The following is a 20,309-nucleotide window of genomic DNA, read 5'->3' on the forward strand; positions in this document are numbered from 1 at the left end:
GCCGGGGCGCCCGGTCCGGTCAGTGATGCCCGTCGTGTCCGGGAATCGTGCCGTCCGGCTTGGCGATCAGCAGCATGCCGGCCATGCCCATGTCGGAGTGGCTCTGGACGTGGCAGTGGTACATCCAGGCGCCGGCGCCCACGCCCTCACCAGCCAGGAACTGGAAGCCGAAGGAGTCGGCCGGGCCGGTGATCTTGTTGTCGACGATCCGGCTGGGGTCGTCCGGGCCTTCCAGCAGGCCGGTGCGGTTGTCGGCCCAGCGGTGACCGTGCACATGGAACGTGTGGTAGTACTCGCCGTGCGTGATCATGATGATCTCGACGCGGTCGCCGATGGTGGCCTTGAAGTCGGGCCCCTTCGGCAGATTGTTGATCGTCATGTCGTTGAAGACGATGGTGAACTGGCGGTCCGGGTCGGGCAGGATGTCGCCCTCCCTGCGGACCACGACCGGTCCGTAGAGGCCCTTGCGGATGCCGCCGGTGCCGTGCTCGGTGCCGACGACGTGGTCGTGGTAGTGCCAGTAGCCGGCGCTGCCCGGTCTCCAGGTGCCGTCCTTGCGTCTGCCGGGTCTGTGGGTGCGCCAGGTGTAGGTACGGGTACCGCCCGGCTCGATGTGGCTGCGGTTCATCTTCGTGCCGTCGCTGGCGGTGTCGTAGTCCACGCCGTGGACGTGCAGACTGGCCGCGACGTCGAGGGTGTTGGTGACCTCGATGTGCAGGGTGTCGCCCTCGATGAGCTCGATGAGCGGGCCGGGGATCGTGGCCTTGCCCTTCTCCAGGCCGTAGCCGAGCTTTCCGTCGGGGAGTTGCTCCATGTAGAGCTTCAAGTGCTTCGTCTCGCCGCCGGCGCCCGCCCTGCGCACGGAGCCCTGGGGCGCGGCGGCCGAGGCGGGGCCCTGGGGCGCGGCGGCCGAGGCCGCGGGGGCCAGGCCGATCGTGCCGAGTGCCGCGGCGGCGGCCCCGCCCGCGAACAGCCGGCGGCTGAACGTGCCCCGCACGGTGGAGTTTTCGGCTGTCTCGGTCATCGTGCTCCCCTCGCAGAAAGCGCTCTCGGCAGTACGCCGCTTGGGACGGTAGCGCCGTGATCTTCGTTTATCCACGGTAAGGACAAAGTTTGTTGACTTGCGGTCATAGCTATTGGCGGACCGCCGAAAGAGGTCTAGCTTCGTCGGCTGTCGCTGTGTGCTCACAGCTGTGTCCTCAGAGGGGTGGGTGAACCATGCGTCGCGCACCACGTCAGAAACGCACCGCCACCGGACGGCTGAGACGGACGGCCGGGCTGTCCGCGCTGGCCGTCACGGCGGCCCTGCTGGGCGGGACCCCCGCACTGGCCGGGGCCCCGCCGGAGCCGTCCGTACCCGAACTCGCGCTGCCCTCGCCGCCCGGCGGCGAGAACGTCCGCGTCCTGGTCTTCCACGCCTCGGCGGGCGAGGAGCCGCCCACGGTGAACGCCGGTATCGAGGCGATCGAGAAGATCGGACGGCAGGGGCCGGCCACCGAACACTTCACGATCGACACCACGGCCGACCCGTCGGTCTTCACCAGGCCCAGGCTCGGCCGGTACAACGCGGTCGTCTTCCTGACCGGCGGCGGCGACGTGCTCGATCCCGAGCAGGAGGCCGGGCTGGAGAGTTACATGGAGGCCGGCGGCGGGTTCGTCGGCATCCACAACGCGGCCCGCGCCGAGCCGTACTCCGACTGGTTCACCGGCCTGGTCGGCGCCCGCCCCACGGGCGGCACGGACAACGTGCAGCGCGCCACCGTCGAGGTCGGCGACCGCGAGCACCCCGCCACCAAGAGCCTGCCGCTGGAGTGGAAGCGCCCCGACCGGTGGCTCAACTGGGCGGAGAATCCGAGCGGTTCCGTGCATACAGTGGCCCGTGTACGGGAGACAACCTTCCGGCCCGGCACAGGTGCCAACGGCGCCGACCACCCCATCTCCTGGTGCCGTGACTACGACGGCGGCCGGTCCTTCTACACCGGCATGGGCGGCACCTCGGCCGCCTTCCAGGAGACCGACTTCCGCGCCCATCTGCGCGGCGCGCTGCTGTGGACCACCCGGCTCGCCCGCGCCGACTGCCAGGCCACCATCGCCTCCCACTACAAGGCCGAGCGGGTCACCCGGCCCAACCAGCCGGGTCAGCACGACCAGATCGGCGAGCCGCACGGCGTGGTGACCGCGAAGGACGGCCGGGTGTTCTACATCGGCCGCGGCGGCGAGGGCTCGGACGCGCCCGTGATCACGGACTGGAACAACCCGGACATCGGCAAGGGCAAGGGCACCGTCCACGTCTACGACCCGGAGTCGAAGAAGGTCACGCTCGCGGGCGAGGTCACCGTCTTCGGCAACAAGGGCGGCGGCGGTGAGCTGGTCAAGAACGAGGAGGGGCTGCTCGGCATCGAGCTGGACCCGGACTTCCTCGACAACGGCTGGGTCTACCTGCACTACACACCGCACTCGGAGATCAATCGCGACACGCACATGGCCGAGCGCCGCGTCTCCCGTTTCGACTTCGACCCGAAGACGAACAAGCTGGACCTCTCCTCGGAGAAGGTGCTGCTGAAGTGGCCGGTGCAGATCCACAGCTGCTGCCACGCGGGCGGCGGCATGGCCTGGGACTCCAAGGACAACCTCTACATCGCCACCGGCGACAACAACTCCAGCCAGTTCAGCGATGGTTACTCGGGAAACAACCCGGAGCCGAACTTCAAGGGCGTGTCGTTCGCCGACGCCCGCCGCACCGCGGGCAACACCAACAACCTCAACGGGAAGATCCTCCGGATCCACCCCGAGGACGACGGCACATACACCCTGCCCGAGGGCAATCTCTTCACCGGCAAGGAGACCGACGAGGGCGGCGGCAAGACCCGCGGCGAGATCTACGTCATGGGCGTCCGCAACCCCTCCCGGATCTCCGTCGACAAGAAGACCGACACGCTCTACGCGGGCTGGGTCGGCCCGGACGCGACCGACCCGAGCGAGACGTGGGGCCCGGCAAAGTACGACACGTTCGCCGCGATCACCCATGCCTCCAACCGCGGCTGGCCGTTCTGCATGGGCAACAACCAGCCCTACCGCGACCGCAATCTGCCGGACCCGAGCAAGCCGCTGGGCTGGTACGACTGCGACAACCTCAAGAACGAGTCGCCCAACAACGACGGGCTGGTCAACATCCCGCCCGCCGAGCCCAACAACATCTGGTACTCCCCCGCCGGCGGCGGCCCTGACTACCCGCGCGACACCAACGGCGTGCCGAGCTACAAGAAGTCCGAGCAGAAGTTCCTGCTGCCCTGGCTCAAGGGCGGCGGGCAGGCTGCGATGGACGGCCCGGTCTACCGGTACGACGCGGGGACCGCGGGCGAGGACGCCTGGCCCGCGTACTGGGACGGCAAGTGGTTCGTGGGCGACTTCTACGACGGTGAGCAGCCGCGGAACGCGGTCGTGATGGACCCGAAGACGGCCGGTTCGGGCGGGCTGCCCGTACACGCCGAGACCCTGGACAAGATCGTCCCGGTGGGCGCCGACGGCATCCGCAACCTGATGGGCTGGACGTTCGCGCCCGACGGCTCGCTCTACGTCCTGGACTACGGGCGCGGCTTCTTCACCCATGACGCCAAGTCCGCGCTGTGGCACATCACTTACCACGGCGGCCCGGCGACTCCGCTCCCCGCTGATCTGGCCCGGAAGGCGGTCCGATGAACCGGCGGCTGACCGCTCTGCTGTCCGTCCTCTTCCTGCTGCTGGGCGTGGGCGCCACCACGGCGTACGGGCAGCCCGCGCCCGTCGAGGCGCAGCAGGTGCTGACCTGGACGGCGGGCGACGACATCACCAAGTACACCTCGGCGCCCACCACCGCCGTGGCCGGGAAGACGACCATCGTCTTCGAGAACAGCGAGGCCACCGGCAACACGATGGGCATGCCGCACACCCTGACCTTCGACGTCTCCGATCCGGAGTACAACCAGGACGTCAGCCTCAACATCCTGGCCAACCCCGGTGACTCCTCGGGCGGCAAGCACACCGCCGAGGTCACGCTCACGCCCGGCAAGTACCGCTACCACTGCACCATCCCCGGGCACGAGCAGATGCAGGGCATCCTCATCGTCACCGACGGCGGCAGCGAGGACACCACGGCGCCGGAGACCTCGGCGAAGGTCGAGGGGCAGAAGAACGCCGACGGCGCGTACGTGGGCAGCGCGACCGTGAGCGTGACGGCGACGGACGACGGCTCGGGCGTGGACCGGATCGAGTACGCGGTGGGCGACGGCGGCTTCCAGCCGTACACCGCGCCCCTCGTGGTCGACCAGGTCGGTACGCACAAGATCCGTTACCGGGCGGCCGACAAGGCGGGCAATGTCGCGGCGGAGAAATCGGTGGACTTCACCGTCGTCGCGCCGCCGACGGACGACACGACTCCCCCGGAGACCAGCGCGACCGTGTCCGGTGAGAAGAACGCGGACGGTGCCTACATCGGCATGGCGACGGTCACCGTCACCGCGTCCGACACCGGATCGGGCGTCAACACCATCGAGTACGCACTCGGGGACGGCGCGTGGCAGCCGTACACCGCGCCCGTCATGGTGCACGAGGCGGGCAGCCACAAGGTCCGCTACCGGGCCGCCGACAAGGCCGGCAACGCAGCCGCGGAGAAGTCGGTGGACTTCACCGTCGTCGCGCCGCCGCCCGAGGACACCACCCCGCCGGACACCGCGGCCACGGTCGAGGGCGACAAGAACTCGGACGGCGCCTACATCGGGAAGGCGACGGTGACCCTCACGGCCACCGACGAGGGCTCCGGCGTGGCGAAGACCGAGTACTCGCTGGACGGCGGGCCGTACCTCGCGTACGAATCGCCGGTGATCGTGGACCGGGTGGGATACCACTCGCTCGCGCACCGGGCGACCGACAAGGCGGGCAACACCTCGCCCGCGCGGACGGTCTCCTTCACGGTCGTGGCGGGCGAGGTGCCCGCGCCGCCCTGTCCCGAATACGACGAGCGGCTGACCGTCATCGTCGGCACCGTCGACACCGGCGTGCCGAACCGGGTCACCGGCAACCGCTGCACGATCAACGAGCTGATCGAGGACGAGAAGGACTGGTCCTCGCAGGCGCTCTTCCTCAAGCACGTCACGGAGGTGACCGACAGGCTGCTGAAGGAAGGGGTGATCGACAAGCGGGAGTACCGCGCGATCAACAAGGCCGCCCGCCAGTCCGGCATCGGCAAGCCGGGCCACGACACCGGCTACCGCACCCTCTTCGACGGGACGCCGGAGTCCTTCGAGAAGTGGCAGCACGTGGGCGGCGGTGCCTTCTCGCTCACCGGTGACGGCGCCATGACCAGCAGCACGAAGGTCGACGGCATGGGCATGCTGTGGTTCCCTGAGCAGCGCTTCGACGACTTCTCGCTGAAGCTGCAGTTCCGGGACGACGCGCCGGGCACCGGCAACGCCAACGGCGGGGTCTTCGTCCGCTTCCCGGACGTCCACGACCACCCCGAGGAGTCCCGCCCCGAGTGGGTCGCCATCAAGTACGGACATGAAGTCCAGATCCTGGACCGTCCGGACGGCGACATGTACAAGACGGGCTCGGTCTACGGCTTCGACCGGGTCGGCCTCGGCGGTGCGGGGGTCACGCCCAAGGGCACCTGGAACGACTACGAGATCCGGGTGACCGACCAGCACTACGAGATCTACCGCAACGGCAAGCTGATCAACGAGTTCGACAACACAGGCGGGCAGAGCTTCTACCCGCCGCGGTCCGACGACCCGGGCACCGACGGGCGGCGCTACGCCTCCGGTTACCTCGGGCTCCAGGTCCACGGTACGAGCGATGTGATCTCGTATCGCAATATCCGCATCCAGGAGCGGTGAGCGCGCGTACTGACGGCGGCGGCCGCCGGGGATCCTCCCCGGCGGCCGCCGCTGCTGTCCGTGTCAGGCACTCAGCAGACGCCGTCCCCCGGCTTCGGGTTGCCGAGGCCGAAGGCCGGGCGCAGCCGGAGGCCCGCCCAGGTGCCGACAAGGGCCGCCGCGCCCCAGATCCAGCCGTGCAGGCTGCCGGAGGCGATGCCGGCGAGGTACGCGCCGATGTTGCAGCCGCCGGCCATGCGGGCGCCGATGCCCATCAGGATGCCGCCGAGCACGGCGGCGAGCGCGGTGCGGGCGGGGATGCCGCGGTGCAGCTTCCAGACGCCGCCCGCGGCGGCCGCGACCGCGGCGCCGATCATGATCCCGATGTCCGTCAGGCTGGTCTTGTCGGCAAGGACCGGGCCCGCGTACGAGGCGGCGTTCTTCGGGTCCTGCCAGAACGCCCAGGTCTCGGGGGAGCCGCCGAGCAGTCCCACCAGCTTCGAGCCCCACAGCGCGAAGGCGCTGGTGACGCCCCAGGCGCCGCCCGAGACCAGCAGCACGGCGGCGCCGAGCACGGCGAGCACCAGCGCGCCGGCCCACAGGGTCCAGGAGCCGCGGAAGACGCGGGCCAGGGTGGTGCGCGCGGACGGCGGGGTGCCGACCGGCGGCGGGTTGCGGCGGGCCTGTACGCGGCGGGTGACCAGCACGACCACGGCGAGCAGCGCCATGGTCACGGCCCAGGAGCCGCCCCAGCCGAGGTGGTCGGAGAAGAGCACCGGGTCAAAGGCGGGCAGGTCGCGCCAGAGGTCCCACTGCCAGGCCGCCAGCGTCGAGCCGGCGATGAAGCCGCCGAGGGTGAGCACGATGGTGCTCTGGCCCGAGCCGACGGCGAAGAGGGTGCCGGAGGCGCAGGCGCCGCCGAGCTGCATGCCGACGGCGAAGAGGAAGGCGCCGACGAGCAGGGCGACGCCCAGCGGTCCCGCGCTGGGCGCCGGCGCCGAGCCGAACAGTCCGGTGCCGGTGCCGATGAGCAGCGCGAAGAGCGTCGCCGTGGTGCCGAGCAGCAGGGCGTGGGCGCGCAGCCCGGTGCCGTTGCCGACGGCGATCAGCTGCCGCCAGGCGGAGGTGAAGCCGAAGCGGGAGTGGAAGAGGGCGAAGCCCAGGGCGATGCCGAGGAGCAGCAGGATGCCGGGCTTGGCGCCGTTGGCGGTCCACACGTAGGCGGTGAGCGCTGCGCCGATCAGCCCCGCGACCGCCAGGGGCGCCGCCCCGGCGGGGGGAGCGGTCGTCACGTGGGTCTCCGTGGGAGGGGATGCGGTACGTACGGACGTACCGGAAAGGGCCGGACCGGGGGCCTCAGCGGATACAGAGCGCGTCGTCGACGTCCCACGGCGTCGCCGCGAAGAGCGCGAGCGTGAGCACACTGGCGGGTCCGAACATGCGCTCCACGGTAATACCGGGTGTAAGCCACATGTAACGGCGTCTCGGATGGCGAGACGATGCGTCCGCCCAGCGGTATCGCGGCCGTACCTCCGTGACCGGGCACAATGGGCGCATGTCCCGTCGTACCAAGCGTCCGAAGCAGGCCGCAGCCCCTGCGATCACCGCGTCCTCGCCCTGCCCCTGCGGCCTGTCCGCCCCGTACGGGGAGTGCTGCGGGCAGTTCCACGCCGGGACGGCGGCGGCGTCCACGGCCGAGCGGCTGATGCGCTCGCGGTACAGCGCCTTCGTGGTCCGCGACGAGCCCTATCTGCTGCGGACCTGGCACCCGGACACCCGGCCGCCCCGCATCGAGTTCGACGCGGGGCAGCGCTGGCTGGGGCTGGAGATCCTGCAGACGTCCGAGGGCAGCGCGTTCCACACCACCGGTACCGTCGAATTCCGGGCGCAGTTCCGGTACGGCGGCGCGGAGGACGCGCTGCACGAGCACAGCCGCTTCGTCCGGCACGACGGTGCCTGGGTGTACCTGGACGCGCTCTTCGCGGAGTGAAGACCCCGGTCACTCCCCCGGTACGAGCGTGATCCGCTGCGTCGTCCGTTCTTCGATCCGTTCGCGCGAGTACAGCAGCGGGAACGCCTCGTCCGCTGCCCACGGCTCGAACAGGTCCCGGTAGTGCGGGCTGCCCGGGTCGCCGGACTGGCCGGGCGCGTTCATCACCACCGAGTCGTCCCACGAGCCGACGTCCACGACCAGCCGGAACGTCGCGCCGCCGGACTGCCGGAAGCCGGGGCCGTACGCCGTCGCCGAGACCGTGTCGCCGCTGCCGCCGCGCGGCGCGGGGCCCACCGAGGACCAGCCGGCGGCCTCGGCGCCGAGGAGCGCGGCGAGAGGGTGGTGCGGATGCGCCTGGTGGAGCGCGCCCCAACGCCACGCACCGGGGTCGGGCCCGAGCAGCTGCGCGGTCTCCTCCATCGCGGGGCCGAGGCTGTCGAGGATCGCCGCGCGGATCGCGGCTTCCGGGTCGGGCCCGAGCCGGTCCCCCGGCGCGAGGAGCAGCGAGAGGTCGACCCGGGGGTCGGCGCTGGCGTCCTCGGCGGGCAGCACACGGGCGAGCGCCGCCGCCACGCGCTCCTCCGGGACCAGCCGGGCGAGGGCCCGGCGCAGCAGCTCGGGACGGAGATGGCGGCGGTACCAGATTTCGAAGAGCGCGGCGGCGGGCGAGTCCGCGTCGAGCGACGCGTCCCAGTCGCGCAGCAGCTTCAGCGCCTCGGTCACCTGCGAGTCGTCGCTGGTCAACCCCGCCAGCAAGGGCTGGATCTCCCGCGCGGGCAGGCTCACATAGTCGTTCTGCAGGGCCACGCAGTCCGCCGCGGTCCAGTCCGACCGCGCGGCCAGCGCCTCGGCGAGGCGGTGGTGGCGGTGCGGCGCGTACCAGTCGTAGGTGACGGTCCGCTCGGCATTCGGGTACTCCGCGGGGAGGTTGAGCTGGTTGGCCGTGGCGAACCAGCCGTCCTCCGGGTCCCGTACGGAGGGCAGCGCGCCGACCGGATGGTGCCCGTCCCACTCGTACCGGCCGTCGCCCGGCACCGGGAGCGTGCCGTCCCAGCCGCGGCGGACGGGGACGCGACCGGCCGGGCGCCAGCCGGTCGTGCCGTCCGGCGCCGCGTAGACCTGGTTCTCGCCGGGGGCGCCCCACCGCTCCATGGCGGCGACGAAGGCGTCGGGCCCGGCCGCGCCCATGTAGTCCATGCTGCCGAGGTACGGCGCCATGCCCGGCTCCAGCCAGGCGGCGCGGACCGCGAACGCGGCGGCGCGGTCGGGGCGTTCGTCGATGACCGGGCCGTGCCGGGTGAACCACAGGTCGGCGGTGACGGGCTCGCCGCCGCGCACCGGAATGGTCTCGGTGACCCTCGTCATCGCCTCCCAGCCGTCCCCGTAGGCGTACCGCTTGGGGTCGGCGGGGTCGGTGCGGTAGACGTACAGGTCCTCCTGGTCGATGGGGAAGATCGTGAGGCCGAAGGCGAGCCGGCCGTTGTGGCCGATGGAGACACCGGGCAGGGCCGGTTCGCCCGCGCCGATGACGTCGAGGCCGGGGGCCGAGAGGTGGGCGAGGTAGCGCAGCGCGGGCAGGGTCACGGCGCGGTGCGGGTCGTTGGCCAGCAGCGGACGCCCGGTGGCGGTGCGGGACGGGGCGAGCACCCAGTTGTTGCTGCCGTCGATGCCCTGACGCGGGGCGTTCGCGGCCCACGGCGGGGTGGTCGCCATCCGGTACACGCGCAGCACGTCGTCCGGGATGACGGAGAGGTCCAGGCCCTCCGGCACGCGCAGCTCGTGCGCGGGCTCGCGGACCTTGCGCAGCTCCTCCACTTCGGGCCCGAAGTCCCGCAGGGTGAGGGCTCTTTGAACCTCGTCGTGGAGGTTGTAGTAGAGGCCGTGGCTGCGGATGCGGGCGACGTCGGCGGGCTCCCAGTACGCCGGTTCGTAGTCCAGCAGCCGGAACTCCGGGGGCAGGTGCTCCCGTTGGGTTCTGCAGAGGGTGACGAAGGCGTTGATGCCGTGCACGAAGGCGGTGGTGGTCCGCTCGGTGTCCGGGCCGTACGCCTGCCACTCGGCCGCCATGTCGCCGCGGTAGAGGAACAGCCGGGCGGCGCGGTCGTGTTCGGCGTAATCGGGGCCGAGGACCTCCGCCAGCAGGCCGAGGCCGCGCCGCCGCCACAGGTCGATCTGGAAGAGCCGGTCGCGGGCCGCGTTGAAGCCCTGCGCGAGGAAGAGGTCGTCGCGCGAGGCGGCGTAGAGGTGCGGCACGCCCCAGCGGTCGATGAGGATCTCCACCGGTTCGGACAGCCCGGGGACCTCGAAGGTGGCCGCAGCACCGGACTCGGTCATCGGGTGGCCTCCTCGTGTACGCACTCGCCGCCCACGTACGTCGCGCGTACCGGGATGGCGGCGATGCCGTGCGGGTCGGCGGTCAGGGGGTTCTCCCCCAGTACGGTGAAGTCGGCGAGGTGGCCGGGGGCGATCCGGCCCTTGTAGTGGGCCGTGCCCTCCGCCTCGGCCGAGCCGAGGGTGAAGATCCGCAGCGCCTCGGCGGCGGTGACCCGCTGCGAGGGGCCGACCTTCGCGCCGTCCTCGATGCCCTCGCGGGTGACCATCGACTGCAGGCCGAGGAGCGGTTCGTACGGGCCGCAGGGGTAGTCCGAGGACCCGGCGACGGTGACGCCCGCGTCCAGGAACGAGCGGTGCGCGAACATCCGCTCCGTGCGCTCGGGGCCGTACCAGGTGTTCAGCGCGCCGCCGTGGTAGCCGGCGTACCCGGCGAACGGTACGGCGATGGCGTCCAGCGCCTTCATCCGGGCGAGGATCGCGTCGTCGATGAGCGTGCAGTGTTCGATGCGGTGCCGCAGCCCCGGGCGCGGCAGCTCGCGCTGCGCCGCCTCGAAGGCGTCCAGGACGAGGCGGATCGCGGCGTCACCGTTGGCGTGCACGCCGATGCGGTTGCCGTCCGCGTGCACCTCCCGTACCTGCGCGAACAGTTCCTCGGTCGAGGTGGTCTGGATGCCGTGCCCGCCGCACTCGGGGTCCGCGTACGGCTCGGCCAGCAGACAGGTCCGGCCGCCGATCGCGCCGTCCAGGAACGCCTTGACGCCGACGAAGCGCAGCAGGTCGTCGCCGAAGCCGCTGCCGACGCCGAGCGCCTGTGCCTTGGCGTAGTGGTCGATGGAGAGCAGCATGCCCGTACGCATCGTCAGCCGGCCCCGGTCGCGCGCGGTGCGCAGCAGGGCGATGTCGTCCGGGGCGATCAGCGCGTCGCAGATCGAGGTGAGCCCGGCGGCGTGCCACAGCTCCTGGGCGCGCAGCAGGCCGCGCAGCCGGTCCTGCGGGGAGCTGGGGGTGAGCGGGGAGTCGCCGCGGGCGGTCGCGGGGTAGACGACGTTCATCAGGGCGCGTTCGATGAGGCGTCCGTCGAGGCGGCCGTCGGCGGCGCGGCCGAAGTCGCCGCCGTCCGGGGCCGGGGTGTCCTCGTCGATGCCGAGGGCGCGCAGCGCGGTGGAGTTGACGACGCCCCAGTGGCCCGCGACATGGACGACGAGGGCGGGGCTGTCGGGCGCCGCGCGGTCCAGGTCCCAGCGGGTGATCCGGCCGGTCTTGGCGTCGTCGTACCGGCTGCCGCGGATCCACTCCCTCGGTGCCGTGCGCGCCGCCTCCGCGGCGACGGCCGCGAGCAGCGCGTCGGCGCTGCCGACCGCGGCGGCGGAGAGGTCGAGGTGGAGCAGGTCCTCGGCGGCCATCGCCAGGTGGATATGGGCGTCGTTGAGGCCGGGAACGACGGTCGCGTCACCGTGGTCGGCCTCCGGCGCGCCCGGGAAGCGGTCCCGCAGCTCGGCGAGGGGCCCGGTGGCCCGGATACGGCCCTCGGCGACGGCGAACGCCTCGGGCTCGGGGCCGCTCCCGCGCTGGCTGACGATGTGGGCGGCGCGGTGGAGCACGGGCGTGCTGTCGTCGATCACTTTGCCTCCTCGGTGGCCGCCGGGGCCGGGTCGTTGCCTTCCGTACGAGGTGCGGGGCGCGCTCCCGGGGGCCCGGCCGCCGCGGGGCGGGCGAAGGTGACGGCCGCGGTCACGGCGAGGTTCACGGCCAGCCCGATGATGCCGCCGTTCACGCCGTGCCAGGGGTCGTTGCCGGTGGCCCACAGGGCGATCACCACCGCGAGCCCGGTGAGCAGGCCCGCCACCGCGCCGGCCTTCGACATCCGCCGCCAGAACAGCGCCAGCAGCACGGTCGGCACGAGCTGGGCCACGCCCTCGTACGAGAGGACCGACAGCTGGACCAGCGTGTTCGGGTAGAAGAGGGCGCCCGCCAGCGCGATCAGCCCGGCGATCAGACAGACCAGCTGGGAGAGCCGCTTGGTGCGTACGTCGTCGGCGGGCGTGCGGCCCGTACGGCGGCTGCGCGGGTCGGCGCCGTTGCCGCCGCCGAGCAGCGTACGGCCCCAGAGCGTGCCGATGGCGAGCATGAAGACGCTCATCGGGACGATGGCGGAGAGCGCGCCCGCGACGCCGATGATGGCCACGGCGGGAGCCGGGAGCGAGTCGGTGACCAGGCTGAACAGCGCCAGGTCCGGGTTGCCGAGGGCCGGCATGACGAACAGCGCGGTGGCGCCGATCATCATCGGGACGAAGAGCAGCAGTTGGTACCAGGGCAGCAGTACGGCGTTGCGGCGCAGCGCGTTGGGGTTCTTCGCGCTGAGGTAACCGGCGACGGTGGTCGGGAAGATCGTGATGGTCACGGCGTTGAGCAGCAGCGTGCTGATGAACCAGACCGCGTCCCGGCCGTCGGACGCGTGCCCGGGGAAGGTCAGCCACTCGGACTTCTCCGCGACCATGCGGTGCATGAAGTCGCCGAAGCCGTCGAGGTAGTGCATCGGGATGTACACCGCGAGGAAGACCACCGCGGCGATGACCAGGACGTCCTTGAGCGCGCTGACCCACGCCGAGCCGCGCAGCCCGGAGACCAGGATGAAGACCTCGGCGACGACGAATGAGATGACGGCCGCGACGCGCAGGTCCACGCTCCCGTACGTCATCGCGTTGACCACCACGCCCATGCCCTGGATCTGCACCTGGATGTACGGCACGAGGAAGACCGTGGCGATCACCGCGACGAGGATGCCCACCGGCCGGGACCGGAAGCGGTGTTCGGCCATGTCCGCGATGGAGATCAGGCCGTGCCGGCTGGCATACGTCCAGATGGCCGGGCCGACGACGTACGCCACCGCGAAGCCGACGGTGAGGTACGCGACGAGGTAGAGGATCGGCACGCCGAAGGAGTACGACCAGCCGGCCGTGCCGAGGAAGGAGAAGCTGGTGTAGGTCTCACCGGCCATCAGCAGCCAGATGAAGAGCACGCCCAGGCCCCGGCTGGAGACCGACCACTCGGACAGGCCCTTGTCCCGGCCGCGGGCGCTGAGGATGCCGATGAGGATGGTCGCGACCATGGCGAGGCCGAAGATGGTCGTCGCGATCGCTGCTGAACTGCTCATGCGGCGCCTCCTTCGGGCCGTCCGGGGCCTTCGGCTTCTCCGGTCGCCGGACCGGCGGTCTCCCGCTCCGCCGGCAGCGGTTCGGCCGCGCCCGTGCGGTACGCGGGGTCCAGGCGGGTGACGGCCCAGATGACCACGGGGCTGATGACCGTGGCGGCGAGGATCCAGAACAGCAGGAACGGCACGCCGAGGACGCGCGGCTCGATACGGTTCGCCACGAGCGGCGCCAGGCAGTACAGGACGGCCGGGACGAGCAGCAGCCACAGCGCGGGGCGCCGGGCGCTCGCTTCGGGCAGGCCGTCGAGCGGGTGCGCGCCGGCCTCCGCCGGGCCCTCCCGCCCGCGGTCCTCGGGGGCGTGCGACATGGGGCTCCTTCGAAGGGTTCGAGGGGAGAGTGCGGGGAGTACGGTGGATTTGGACGTTATCGCAGGTCAGACAGTCGGCTCATACCGGCCGTCGACCGCGGTCCAGCCGCCGTCCACGGTCAGCACGCTGCCGGTGACAAAGGTGGAGGCGTCCGAGACCAGGTACTGCACGGCGCCCGCCAGTTCGTGCGCGCCCGCCCAGCGCCGCAGCGCGGACGCCTGCGCGTACGCGTCGTACCACTCGGGGTCGGCGGCGATCTGGTCGGTCAGCGGCGTCCGCACGACGCCCGGCGCGATGGCGTTGAACCGCACCCCGCGCGGGCCCCACTCCGCCGCCGCGGTCCGCAGGAACTGCACCAGCCCCGCCTTGGACGCCGCGTACACGCTCTGGCCCGGCTCGACCTGTACCGCGCGCATCGAGGCGAGCCCGACGACGCTGCCGCTGCCGCGCTCGGCCATGGCGGGGGCGACGGCCTGCACGAGCGCGAAGTGCGCCCGGAGGTTCAGCGCGACCACCCGGTCGAACTCCTCCAGGGTGTAATCGACGATCCGCTTGCGGACGTTGGCGCCGACGGTGACGACCAGGCCGTCCGGTGCGCCCCACGCGGCGGCCGTCGCGCGCACCGCGTCGGCGTCCAGCACATCGAGCTCGTACGGGGTCGCCGTGCCGGTGCGACTGCCGGGCGCCGGCGGCTCCTCGCGCGCGAGCCGGGCGGTCTCATCGGCCCCCTTGAGGTCCCGGTCGGCGACGGTCACGTCCGCGCCGTGCGCGGCCAGCGCCCGCACGGCCTCGCGCCCGATGCCGCTGCCTCCGCCGACGACCACGATGTGCCGCCCGTCGAGACGGAAGAGGTTCGCGTAGCTCATGGCACTCCTCTGCCAGGGAAGGGTCACGTCCTGATCACCGCCATCCGCGTCACCGTCAGCTCCTCGATGGCGAAGCGGGGGCCCTCGCGGCCGATGCCGGAGTCCTTCACGCCGCCGTACGGGGCGACATCGCTGCGGTAACCCGGTACTTCGTTGATGACGACGCCGCCCACGTCGAGCGCGTCGATCGCCGTGAAGGCGGCGCCCAGGTCGCGGGTGAAGACCGCGGCGTGCAGGCCGTACCGCGAGTCGTTGACCAGTGCATACGCGGCGTCCAGGTCCGGCACCGCGCGCAGCGCGACGACCGGGCCGAAGATCTCCTCGTCCCAGGCGGACAGCCCGCTGGGCACCTCGGGCACGTCGGCGAGCAGCGCGGGGGCGATGCAGCGCCCGTCGCGCACGCCCCCGGCGACCACCCGTGCGCCGGCCGCGCGGGCCTCGTCGACCCAGGCCAGCACCCGGTCGGTGGCCGCCTCGTCGATGAGCGCGGACACCCGTGTCGCCTCCTCGCGCGGGTCGCCGACCACGACCTCGGCGAGCCGGTCGGTGATCCGCTTCTCCAGCTCCTCGGCGATCTCCTCGACCGCGATCACCCGCTGTACGGCGATGCACGCCTGGCCCGAGGCGTAGTAGCCGCCGCGGAGCACGGCGTCGGCCGCCGCGTCCAGGTCGGCGTCGGCGGCCACCACCAGCGCGGCGTTGGAGCCCAGTTCGAGGACGACCTTGCGGGGCGCGGCGTCCCGGGCGATGCGGTGGCCGATCGCGGCGGAACCGGTGAAGGAGACGGCGGCGACCGCGTCGTGCGTGGTGAGCGTGCGGCCCACCGCCGCGTCACCCGTGACCAGCTGCACCGCTGCGGTGGGCGCGCCCGCCGCGGCCAGTTGCCCGCGGACCAGGTGGACCAGCCAGAGCGTGGCGAGCGGGGTGGCGGGCGCGGGCTTGACGACCACGGGGCAGCCGGCCGCGAGCGCCGGCGCGATCTTGTGGGAGGCGAGCAGCATCGGGTAGTTGAAGCCCGCGATGCCGACCACGACGCCGATCGGGCGGCGGGTCCAGAAGCCGGTCATGCCGTCCCCGGAGGGCAGCAGGTCCAGCGGCACGGTCTCGCCGTGGATGTGCGCCACCTCGTCGGCGGCGGCCTCCCAGGTGGCGACCGCGCGCTGCACCTCCGTACGGCAGTCCACGCGCGGCTTGCCCGTCTCCAGGACGAGCAGGTCCTCCATGGGGCGCGCGACTTCGGCGAGCGCCGCCGCCACGCCCCCGAGCACCCGGCGCCGGACCCGGGTGGGCAGCCGTGCCACGTCCTTGCGGAGCGCCGCCGCGTGCTCCACGGCGCGCCGCGCCAGCGCCTCGTCGCCGACGGGGGCCCGCGCGACCTCGCTGCCGTCGTACGGGAAGGTGACGGGTTCGGTGGCGGGCGCGGGCACCCAGCCGTCGCCGACGGGCAGTCCGGTGGGGAAGCGCCCGGTGATCGCCTCAGTCGTCATCGCGGCGCACCCCCTGGGTCAGGAAGTGGCGCGCCGCCTCCGCGTACACCCGGGTGTACTCGCCGATCTCGCGCACCTCGACGTACTCGTCCTTCTGGTGCGCGATCCACTTGCCGCCGGGTCCGTACACGACCGTGGGCAGGCCGGCGTCGCGGGTCAGCACCGTGCCGTCGGTGGTGCCGGGCACGGCCCCGAAGGGCGGCGGGCTGCCGTGCACCAGCTCGTGGGCGGCCACCAGCCCGGTCACCACCGGGTGGTCCTCGGGGATCTCGATCGCCGGGCGGTCGTCGACGACGGTCAGCCCGACCGTCACGCCGGCCGTCGCCGCGGCTTCCTCGGCCTCGCGGCGGATGCGCGCGATCAGCTCGGCGTGGTCCGTGCCCGGGATCGTCCGGACGTCGACGCCGACCAGGCCGTGCGCCGGGATGACATTGAGCTGGTCGGGGTCGCCGCCGTGCAGCACGGTCGGGGTGACGGTGACGCTGCCGGCGTGCGGGTGCGTGCCGAAGCGCACTTCGGCCCAGGTCTGGGCGCGGCCGAGCGCCTCGACGATGCGGGCCCCCGCGACGATCGGGTTCTTGCCCTCCTGCGGCATCGCGCCGTGCGCCATCACCCCGGTCAGCTCCAGCCGGAGCCGGATGCCGCCGCGGGCCGAGGTGCACACCTCGTACCCCTCCGGCTCGCAGACGATCACGCCGTCGATCTCCGCGGCGAGCGGCGAGGCCGCGAACGCCTTGGCACCGAGCATCATGCCTTCCTCGTCGCACAGCACGCCGAGGACGATCCGCCCGGGGAACGGGCCGGCCTGCTGGAGCGCCCGTACGCCGTAAATCATGGCGGCCACGCCGGACTTCATGTCCGCGGCGCCCCGGCCCCACAGCTTGCCGTCGCGGATCTCCGCGCCGTACGGGTCGATGCTCCACGCCGCAGGGTCGCCCTCGGTGACCACGTCCGTGTGGCCCTCGAACATCAGGGTCGGGCCCTCGCCGCCCTTGCCGTCGACGACGGCGATGACGCTCGGCCGGCCCGGCGCGACCTCCACCACCTCGTGCTGCCAGCCGAACTCGGTGAACAGCGCGGCGACCAGGTCGGCGGCCGGCCGCTCGACGTCGGTGGCGCCGGTGGCATTGACCGTACGCAGCCGGATCAGGTCCTGGGTGAAGGCGACGGCCGCGGCTTCGTCGATCACGATGCCGGTCGGCGGGTGGGTCTGGGCGGCGTGCATAGAACCTCCAAAACACCTGGCCGGGAGGCCAGTCCACTGGTCAGACCAGTTGATTTCCCGTACTCTGCTCGCACGTTCATGCGTGGGTCAAGAGGCCACCACAGCAATCGGCACGGAAACCAGCAACAATCGGCATGGAACACGGAACGGGGTCCCCGATGGCCGCCTTCGACGCTCCCTTCACGCCCGTCGAGCCGGTACGGGCCTACCAGCGCGTGGCCGAGCAGATAGAGGACCGCATCCTCAGCGGCGAACTGCCGCCCGGCTCCCGGCTTCCCGGCGAGCGGGAGCTCGTCAGCCAGTTCGGCGTCGGCCGCTCGACCGTCCGCGAGGCCCTGCGGGTACTGCAGTCGGCGGGCCTGATCCGCTCCCGCCCCGGCGACCCGCTGGGCGCCGAGGTGCTCGGCGTCTCCGCCGACAACCTCAGCCAGGCGCTCGGCCGGCTCACCCGCTCCCACCTCTGCAGCCTCGGCGAACTGATCCAGTTCCGGATGGTCCTGGAGGCCGAGAGCAACCGGCTCGCCGCCCGGCTGCGCACCGAGGACGACCTGACCCGGATGGCCGAACTGATCGAGCGCATGCGGTCCCTGGCAGACGCCGGAACCGGGCTGCGGGCGTTCAGCGAGACCGACGCGCTGTTCCACCGGGCCGTCGCGGAAGCCAGCCGCAACGTTCTGCTCGGCCTGTGCGCCCGCGCCGTCCACGACGCCGTCGTGGAGATCATCGAGCACAAGATCGCGAACGTCGCGGACGCCGCCGCCTGGATGGCCCGCTCCGTCGAACACCACGAGCAGGTACTCGCCGCCATCCGCGCCGGCGACGCCCCGCACGCGGCCCAACTGGCCCGCCGGGCACTGCACGCCTACTACGCCGACCACGTCGAGCCCGCCGACCGGGCTCTCCTCACGGCGGCTCTGGAAGACGCCTGACGCAGGCTTGGGAAGATGCCTGACGGGAGCCGAGCAGGCACCGGTTTACAGCCCGGCCGCCGCCGTCAGCCCCTCCAGCACCGCCTCCTCGACCGTCCGGGGTGAGACGCAGTCGCCGATGGCTATCAGGCCGCCGGTCGGCAGCTCCGGCAGATCGGACTCCGCCACGGGCGCGGGCACCGGCTCGTGTCCCTGGGCAAGCACCACAGACCCGACCCCTTCCAGCAGCACCGGCTCCTCGGTGAGGGTGTGCTGGAGGTAGACCGTGTCGCTGTCCGCGCCGTACAGCCGGACGTTCGGCACCACGTCCACCTTCGCCCGCACCGCCTCGCCGAGCATCGCCGCGCGTACGTACTGCTGCAGATGCTCGCCCGCGCCGAACCCCGTGACGCACAGCGTGACCTTCCGGCCCAGCCCCGCGAGCTGAACGGCCACGCCGAGCCCGATCCAGTCGCCGCGCCAGTCCGCCACGACCACCCGCCCCCGCGGCACCTCGGCGCCCCGTACGACATCCCAGGCGTCCAGCACGACCGGCTCGTCGACGAGCTCCAGCTCCGGCCGGCGGGGCCGGGCGCCGGTCGCGACGATCACGGCGTCCGGCCGCTCGGCACCCAGCAGCTCCCTGTCCACCCGCGATCCCGTGACGATACGGGCCCCGGCCTGCCGCGCCTCCCGCTCCAGGTTCGTCACCGCCCCGCCGAACTCCGCGCGGCCCGGCAGCCGTTCGGCCAGCAGCACCTGTCCGCCGGTCCGGCGCGCCGCCTCGTGCAGCGTGACGTCGTGCCCGCGGGCCGCTGCGGCCGCCGCCGCCTTCAGCCCGGCGGGCCCGCCGCCCGCGATCAGTACCCGCTTCCGGCGCGTGATCGTCGGCAGCACCCCGAAGCGCCGCTCCCGGCCCGTCTCCGGATGCTGGATGCAGGAAATGGGATAACCCCGCTGGAAGTGGCCGATGCACGCCTGATTGCAGCCGATGCAGGCCCGGATGTCGTCCGCGCGCCCGGCGCCGGCCTTCGCCGGCATCTCGGGATCGCAGATCAGTGCCCGGGTCATGGCGCAGGCGTCGGCCTGCCCCCGCTCGATGATCCGGTCGGCCTCCTGCGGCTGATTGATCCGCCCCGCGACCATGACCGGCACGCGCACCGCGGCACGCACCTTGGCGGCCAGCGGCGCGGTGTACCCGGCGGACTCGGACATCGGGGGCGCGATGTGCAGCGCGCCGGACAGTGTGGCCGAGCTGCCGGCGCACACGCTGAGGTAATCCAGCAGCCCGTCGTCGTCCAGCCGCGTCGCCACGTCCACGACCAGCGCGGACGACAGCCCGTCGTGGCTCAGCTCGTCCCCGGAGATGCGCAGCCCGACCGTGAACTCCCGCCCCGCGGCCTCCCGTACGGACGCGATGATCTCGCGCAGGAAGCGGAGCCGCTTTTCGTCGCTGCCGCCGTAGTCGTCGGTACGGCGGTTCACCTGGGGATTCAGGAACTGGGCGGGCAGATAGCCGTGGCTGGCCACGATCTCCACGCCGTCCATGCCCGCGGCCCGCAGCCGCCGGGCCGCCGCGCCGTACCCCCCTACCACTTCCTGGATCTCCGCCACCGTCATGGCCCGCGGCATGACATGGAACCGCTCGCTCGGGGTCGCCGACGGCGCCCAGGCGACCGGCGCCGAGCCGTCCCGCGACTCCAGAATCTCCCGGCCGGGGTGGAAGATCTGCCCGACGGCCCGCGCGCCGTGCCGGTGCACGGCGTCCGCGAGGCGGCGGTACCCCTCGATGCAGGCGTCGTCGGTCGCCATGAGGACGTGGGTGGTGTACCGAGCGGACTCGTGCACTCCGGCGACCTGCACGACGATCAGGCCGACGCCGCCCGCGGCCCGCGCCTCGTGGTACGCCACGAGGTCGTCGGTCACCTGCCCGTCCCGGACGAGCACGGTGTCGTGCCCCGAGGACACGATGCGGTTCTTCAACGTCGTGGACCCGATCCGCAACGCCCGGAACAGATGCGGAAACTGCTGCTCACCACTCACGAAAGCCCCTCCCCTGATCCCTGATCGACACCGCCCGCTCTCGCCTCTTACGACTCGCTCCGTGCGCCTCCCCCGTCCCGCACC

General features: G+C 72.4%; 14 protein-coding genes. 4 read left to right on the top strand and 10 right to left on the bottom strand.

Annotated elements, in window-relative coordinates; genetic code table 11:
• Nucleotides 1-19: 19 nt before the first annotated feature.
• Nucleotides 20-1,024 carry a multicopper oxidase domain-containing protein gene (locus CCS38_RS03810; protein WP_223731754.1) on the bottom strand — a complete coding sequence of 335 codons (1,005 nt, stop codon included), beginning with the start codon at nucleotides 1,022-1,024 and terminating at the stop codon, nucleotides 20-22.
• A gap of 194 nt (nucleotides 1,025-1,218) precedes the next feature.
• Here CCS38_RS03810 and CCS38_RS03815 point away from each other — a divergent pair, with 194 nt between their 5' ends.
• Nucleotides 1,219-3,699: a ThuA domain-containing protein gene (locus tag CCS38_RS03815; protein WP_223731755.1), complete on the top strand. Its 2,481-nt coding sequence runs from the start codon at nucleotides 1,219-1,221 to the stop codon at nucleotides 3,697-3,699.
• Nucleotides 3,696-5,870, top strand: a complete 2,175-nt coding sequence (locus CCS38_RS03820; protein ID WP_223731756.1) for an OmpL47-type beta-barrel domain-containing protein — start codon at nucleotides 3,696-3,698, stop codon at nucleotides 5,868-5,870. The genes CCS38_RS03815 and CCS38_RS03820 overlap by 4 nt, the downstream gene beginning before the upstream one ends.
• A 71-nt stretch (nucleotides 5,871-5,941) precedes the next feature.
• Here the strand turns inward: CCS38_RS03820 and CCS38_RS03825 are convergent, their stop codons facing one another.
• Nucleotides 5,942-7,141, bottom strand: coding sequence for a YeeE/YedE family protein (locus CCS38_RS03825; protein WP_223731757.1), 1,200 nt, complete (start codon nucleotides 7,139-7,141; stop codon nucleotides 5,942-5,944).
• A gap of 263 nt (nucleotides 7,142-7,404) precedes the next feature.
• Here CCS38_RS03825 and CCS38_RS03830 point away from each other — a divergent pair, with 263 nt between their 5' ends.
• Nucleotides 7,405-7,839 carry a YchJ family protein gene (locus CCS38_RS03830; RefSeq protein ID WP_223731758.1) on the top strand — a complete coding sequence of 145 codons (435 nt, stop codon included), beginning with the start codon at nucleotides 7,405-7,407 and terminating at the stop codon, nucleotides 7,837-7,839.
• 9 nt (nucleotides 7,840-7,848) lie between these two features.
• Here the strand turns inward: CCS38_RS03830 and CCS38_RS03835 are convergent, their stop codons facing one another.
• From CCS38_RS03835 to CCS38_RS03865, 7 genes are all read right to left on the bottom strand, one after another.
• Complete coding sequence (locus tag CCS38_RS03835; protein ID WP_223731759.1) at nucleotides 7,849-10,176, bottom strand: penicillin acylase family protein; 2,328 nt, start codon at nucleotides 10,174-10,176, stop codon at nucleotides 7,849-7,851.
• Entirely contained in the window at nucleotides 10,173-11,798 is a 1,626-nt protein-coding gene (locus CCS38_RS03840) for an amidohydrolase (RefSeq protein ID WP_223731760.1), read from the bottom strand. The genes CCS38_RS03835 and CCS38_RS03840 overlap by 4 nt, the downstream gene beginning before the upstream one ends.
• Complete coding sequence (locus CCS38_RS03845) at nucleotides 11,795-13,330, bottom strand: sodium:solute symporter family protein (protein WP_223731761.1); 1,536 nt, start codon at nucleotides 13,328-13,330, stop codon at nucleotides 11,795-11,797. Before CCS38_RS03845 ends, CCS38_RS03840 begins: the two co-directional genes overlap by 4 nt.
• Nucleotides 13,327-13,695, bottom strand: a complete 369-nt coding sequence (locus CCS38_RS03850) for a DUF3311 domain-containing protein (RefSeq protein WP_223731762.1) — start codon at nucleotides 13,693-13,695, stop codon at nucleotides 13,327-13,329. The genes CCS38_RS03845 and CCS38_RS03850 overlap by 4 nt, the downstream gene beginning before the upstream one ends.
• A 66-nt stretch (nucleotides 13,696-13,761) precedes the next feature.
• Nucleotides 13,762-14,562: an SDR family NAD(P)-dependent oxidoreductase gene (locus CCS38_RS03855; RefSeq protein WP_223731763.1), complete on the bottom strand. Its 801-nt coding sequence runs from the start codon at nucleotides 14,560-14,562 to the stop codon at nucleotides 13,762-13,764.
• A gap of 23 nt (nucleotides 14,563-14,585) precedes the next feature.
• Nucleotides 14,586-16,049, bottom strand: a complete 1,464-nt coding sequence (locus CCS38_RS03860; RefSeq protein WP_223731764.1) for an aldehyde dehydrogenase family protein — start codon at nucleotides 16,047-16,049, stop codon at nucleotides 14,586-14,588.
• On the bottom strand, nucleotides 16,039-17,274 hold the full coding sequence (locus CCS38_RS03865) for a M20 family metallopeptidase (RefSeq protein ID WP_223731765.1): 1,236 nt from the start codon (nucleotides 17,272-17,274) through the stop codon (nucleotides 16,039-16,041). The genes CCS38_RS03860 and CCS38_RS03865 overlap by 11 nt, the downstream gene beginning before the upstream one ends.
• Nucleotides 17,275-17,432: 158 nt before the next feature.
• Between CCS38_RS03865 and CCS38_RS03870 the strand changes: the two genes are divergently transcribed.
• Nucleotides 17,433-18,203: a FadR/GntR family transcriptional regulator gene (locus tag CCS38_RS03870; protein ID WP_223731766.1), complete on the top strand. Its 771-nt coding sequence runs from the start codon at nucleotides 17,433-17,435 to the stop codon at nucleotides 18,201-18,203.
• Between the two features lie 45 nt (nucleotides 18,204-18,248).
• Here CCS38_RS03870 and CCS38_RS03875 read toward each other — a convergent pair whose 3' ends face one another.
• Nucleotides 18,249-20,225, bottom strand: a complete 1,977-nt coding sequence (locus CCS38_RS03875) for an oxidoreductase (protein ID WP_223731767.1) — start codon at nucleotides 20,223-20,225, stop codon at nucleotides 18,249-18,251.
• Nucleotides 20,226-20,309 lie beyond the last annotated feature (84 nt).

Origin of the sequence: Streptomyces purpurogeneiscleroticus (assembly GCF_020024005.1) — a bacterium.
Classification (GTDB): Bacteria; Actinomycetota; Actinomycetes; order Streptomycetales; family Streptomycetaceae; genus Streptomyces; species Streptomyces purpurogeneiscleroticus.

Bases quoted from the DNA above. Each gene is read 5' to 3' on its own strand.
- CCS38_RS03810 (WP_223731754.1), bottom strand. From the start codon at position 1,024: ATGACCGAGACAGCCGAAAACTCCACCGTGCGGGGCACGTTCAGCCGC.
- CCS38_RS03820 (WP_223731756.1), top strand. From the start codon at position 3,696: ATGAACCGGCGGCTGACCGCTCTGCTGTCCGTCCTCTTCCTGCTGCTG.
- CCS38_RS03870 (WP_223731766.1), top strand. From the start codon at position 17,433: ATGGCCGCCTTCGACGCTCCCTTCACGCCCGTCGAGCCGGTACGGGCC.
- CCS38_RS03835 (WP_223731759.1), bottom strand. From the start codon at position 10,176: ATGACCGAGTCCGGTGCTGCGGCCACCTTCGAGGTCCCCGGGCTGTCC.
- CCS38_RS03845 (WP_223731761.1), bottom strand. From the start codon at position 13,330: ATGAGCAGTTCAGCAGCGATCGCGACGACCATCTTCGGCCTCGCCATG.
- CCS38_RS03850 (WP_223731762.1), bottom strand. From the start codon at position 13,695: ATGTCGCACGCCCCCGAGGACCGCGGGCGGGAGGGCCCGGCGGAGGCC.
- CCS38_RS03815 (WP_223731755.1), top strand. From the start codon at position 1,219: ATGCGTCGCGCACCACGTCAGAAACGCACCGCCACCGGACGGCTGAGA.
- CCS38_RS03855 (WP_223731763.1), bottom strand. From the start codon at position 14,562: ATGAGCTACGCGAACCTCTTCCGTCTCGACGGGCGGCACATCGTGGTC.
- CCS38_RS03860 (WP_223731764.1), bottom strand. From the start codon at position 16,049: ATGACGACTGAGGCGATCACCGGGCGCTTCCCCACCGGACTGCCCGTC.
- CCS38_RS03865 (WP_223731765.1), bottom strand. From the start codon at position 17,274: ATGCACGCCGCCCAGACCCACCCGCCGACCGGCATCGTGATCGACGAA.
- CCS38_RS03830 (WP_223731758.1), top strand. From the start codon at position 7,405: ATGTCCCGTCGTACCAAGCGTCCGAAGCAGGCCGCAGCCCCTGCGATC.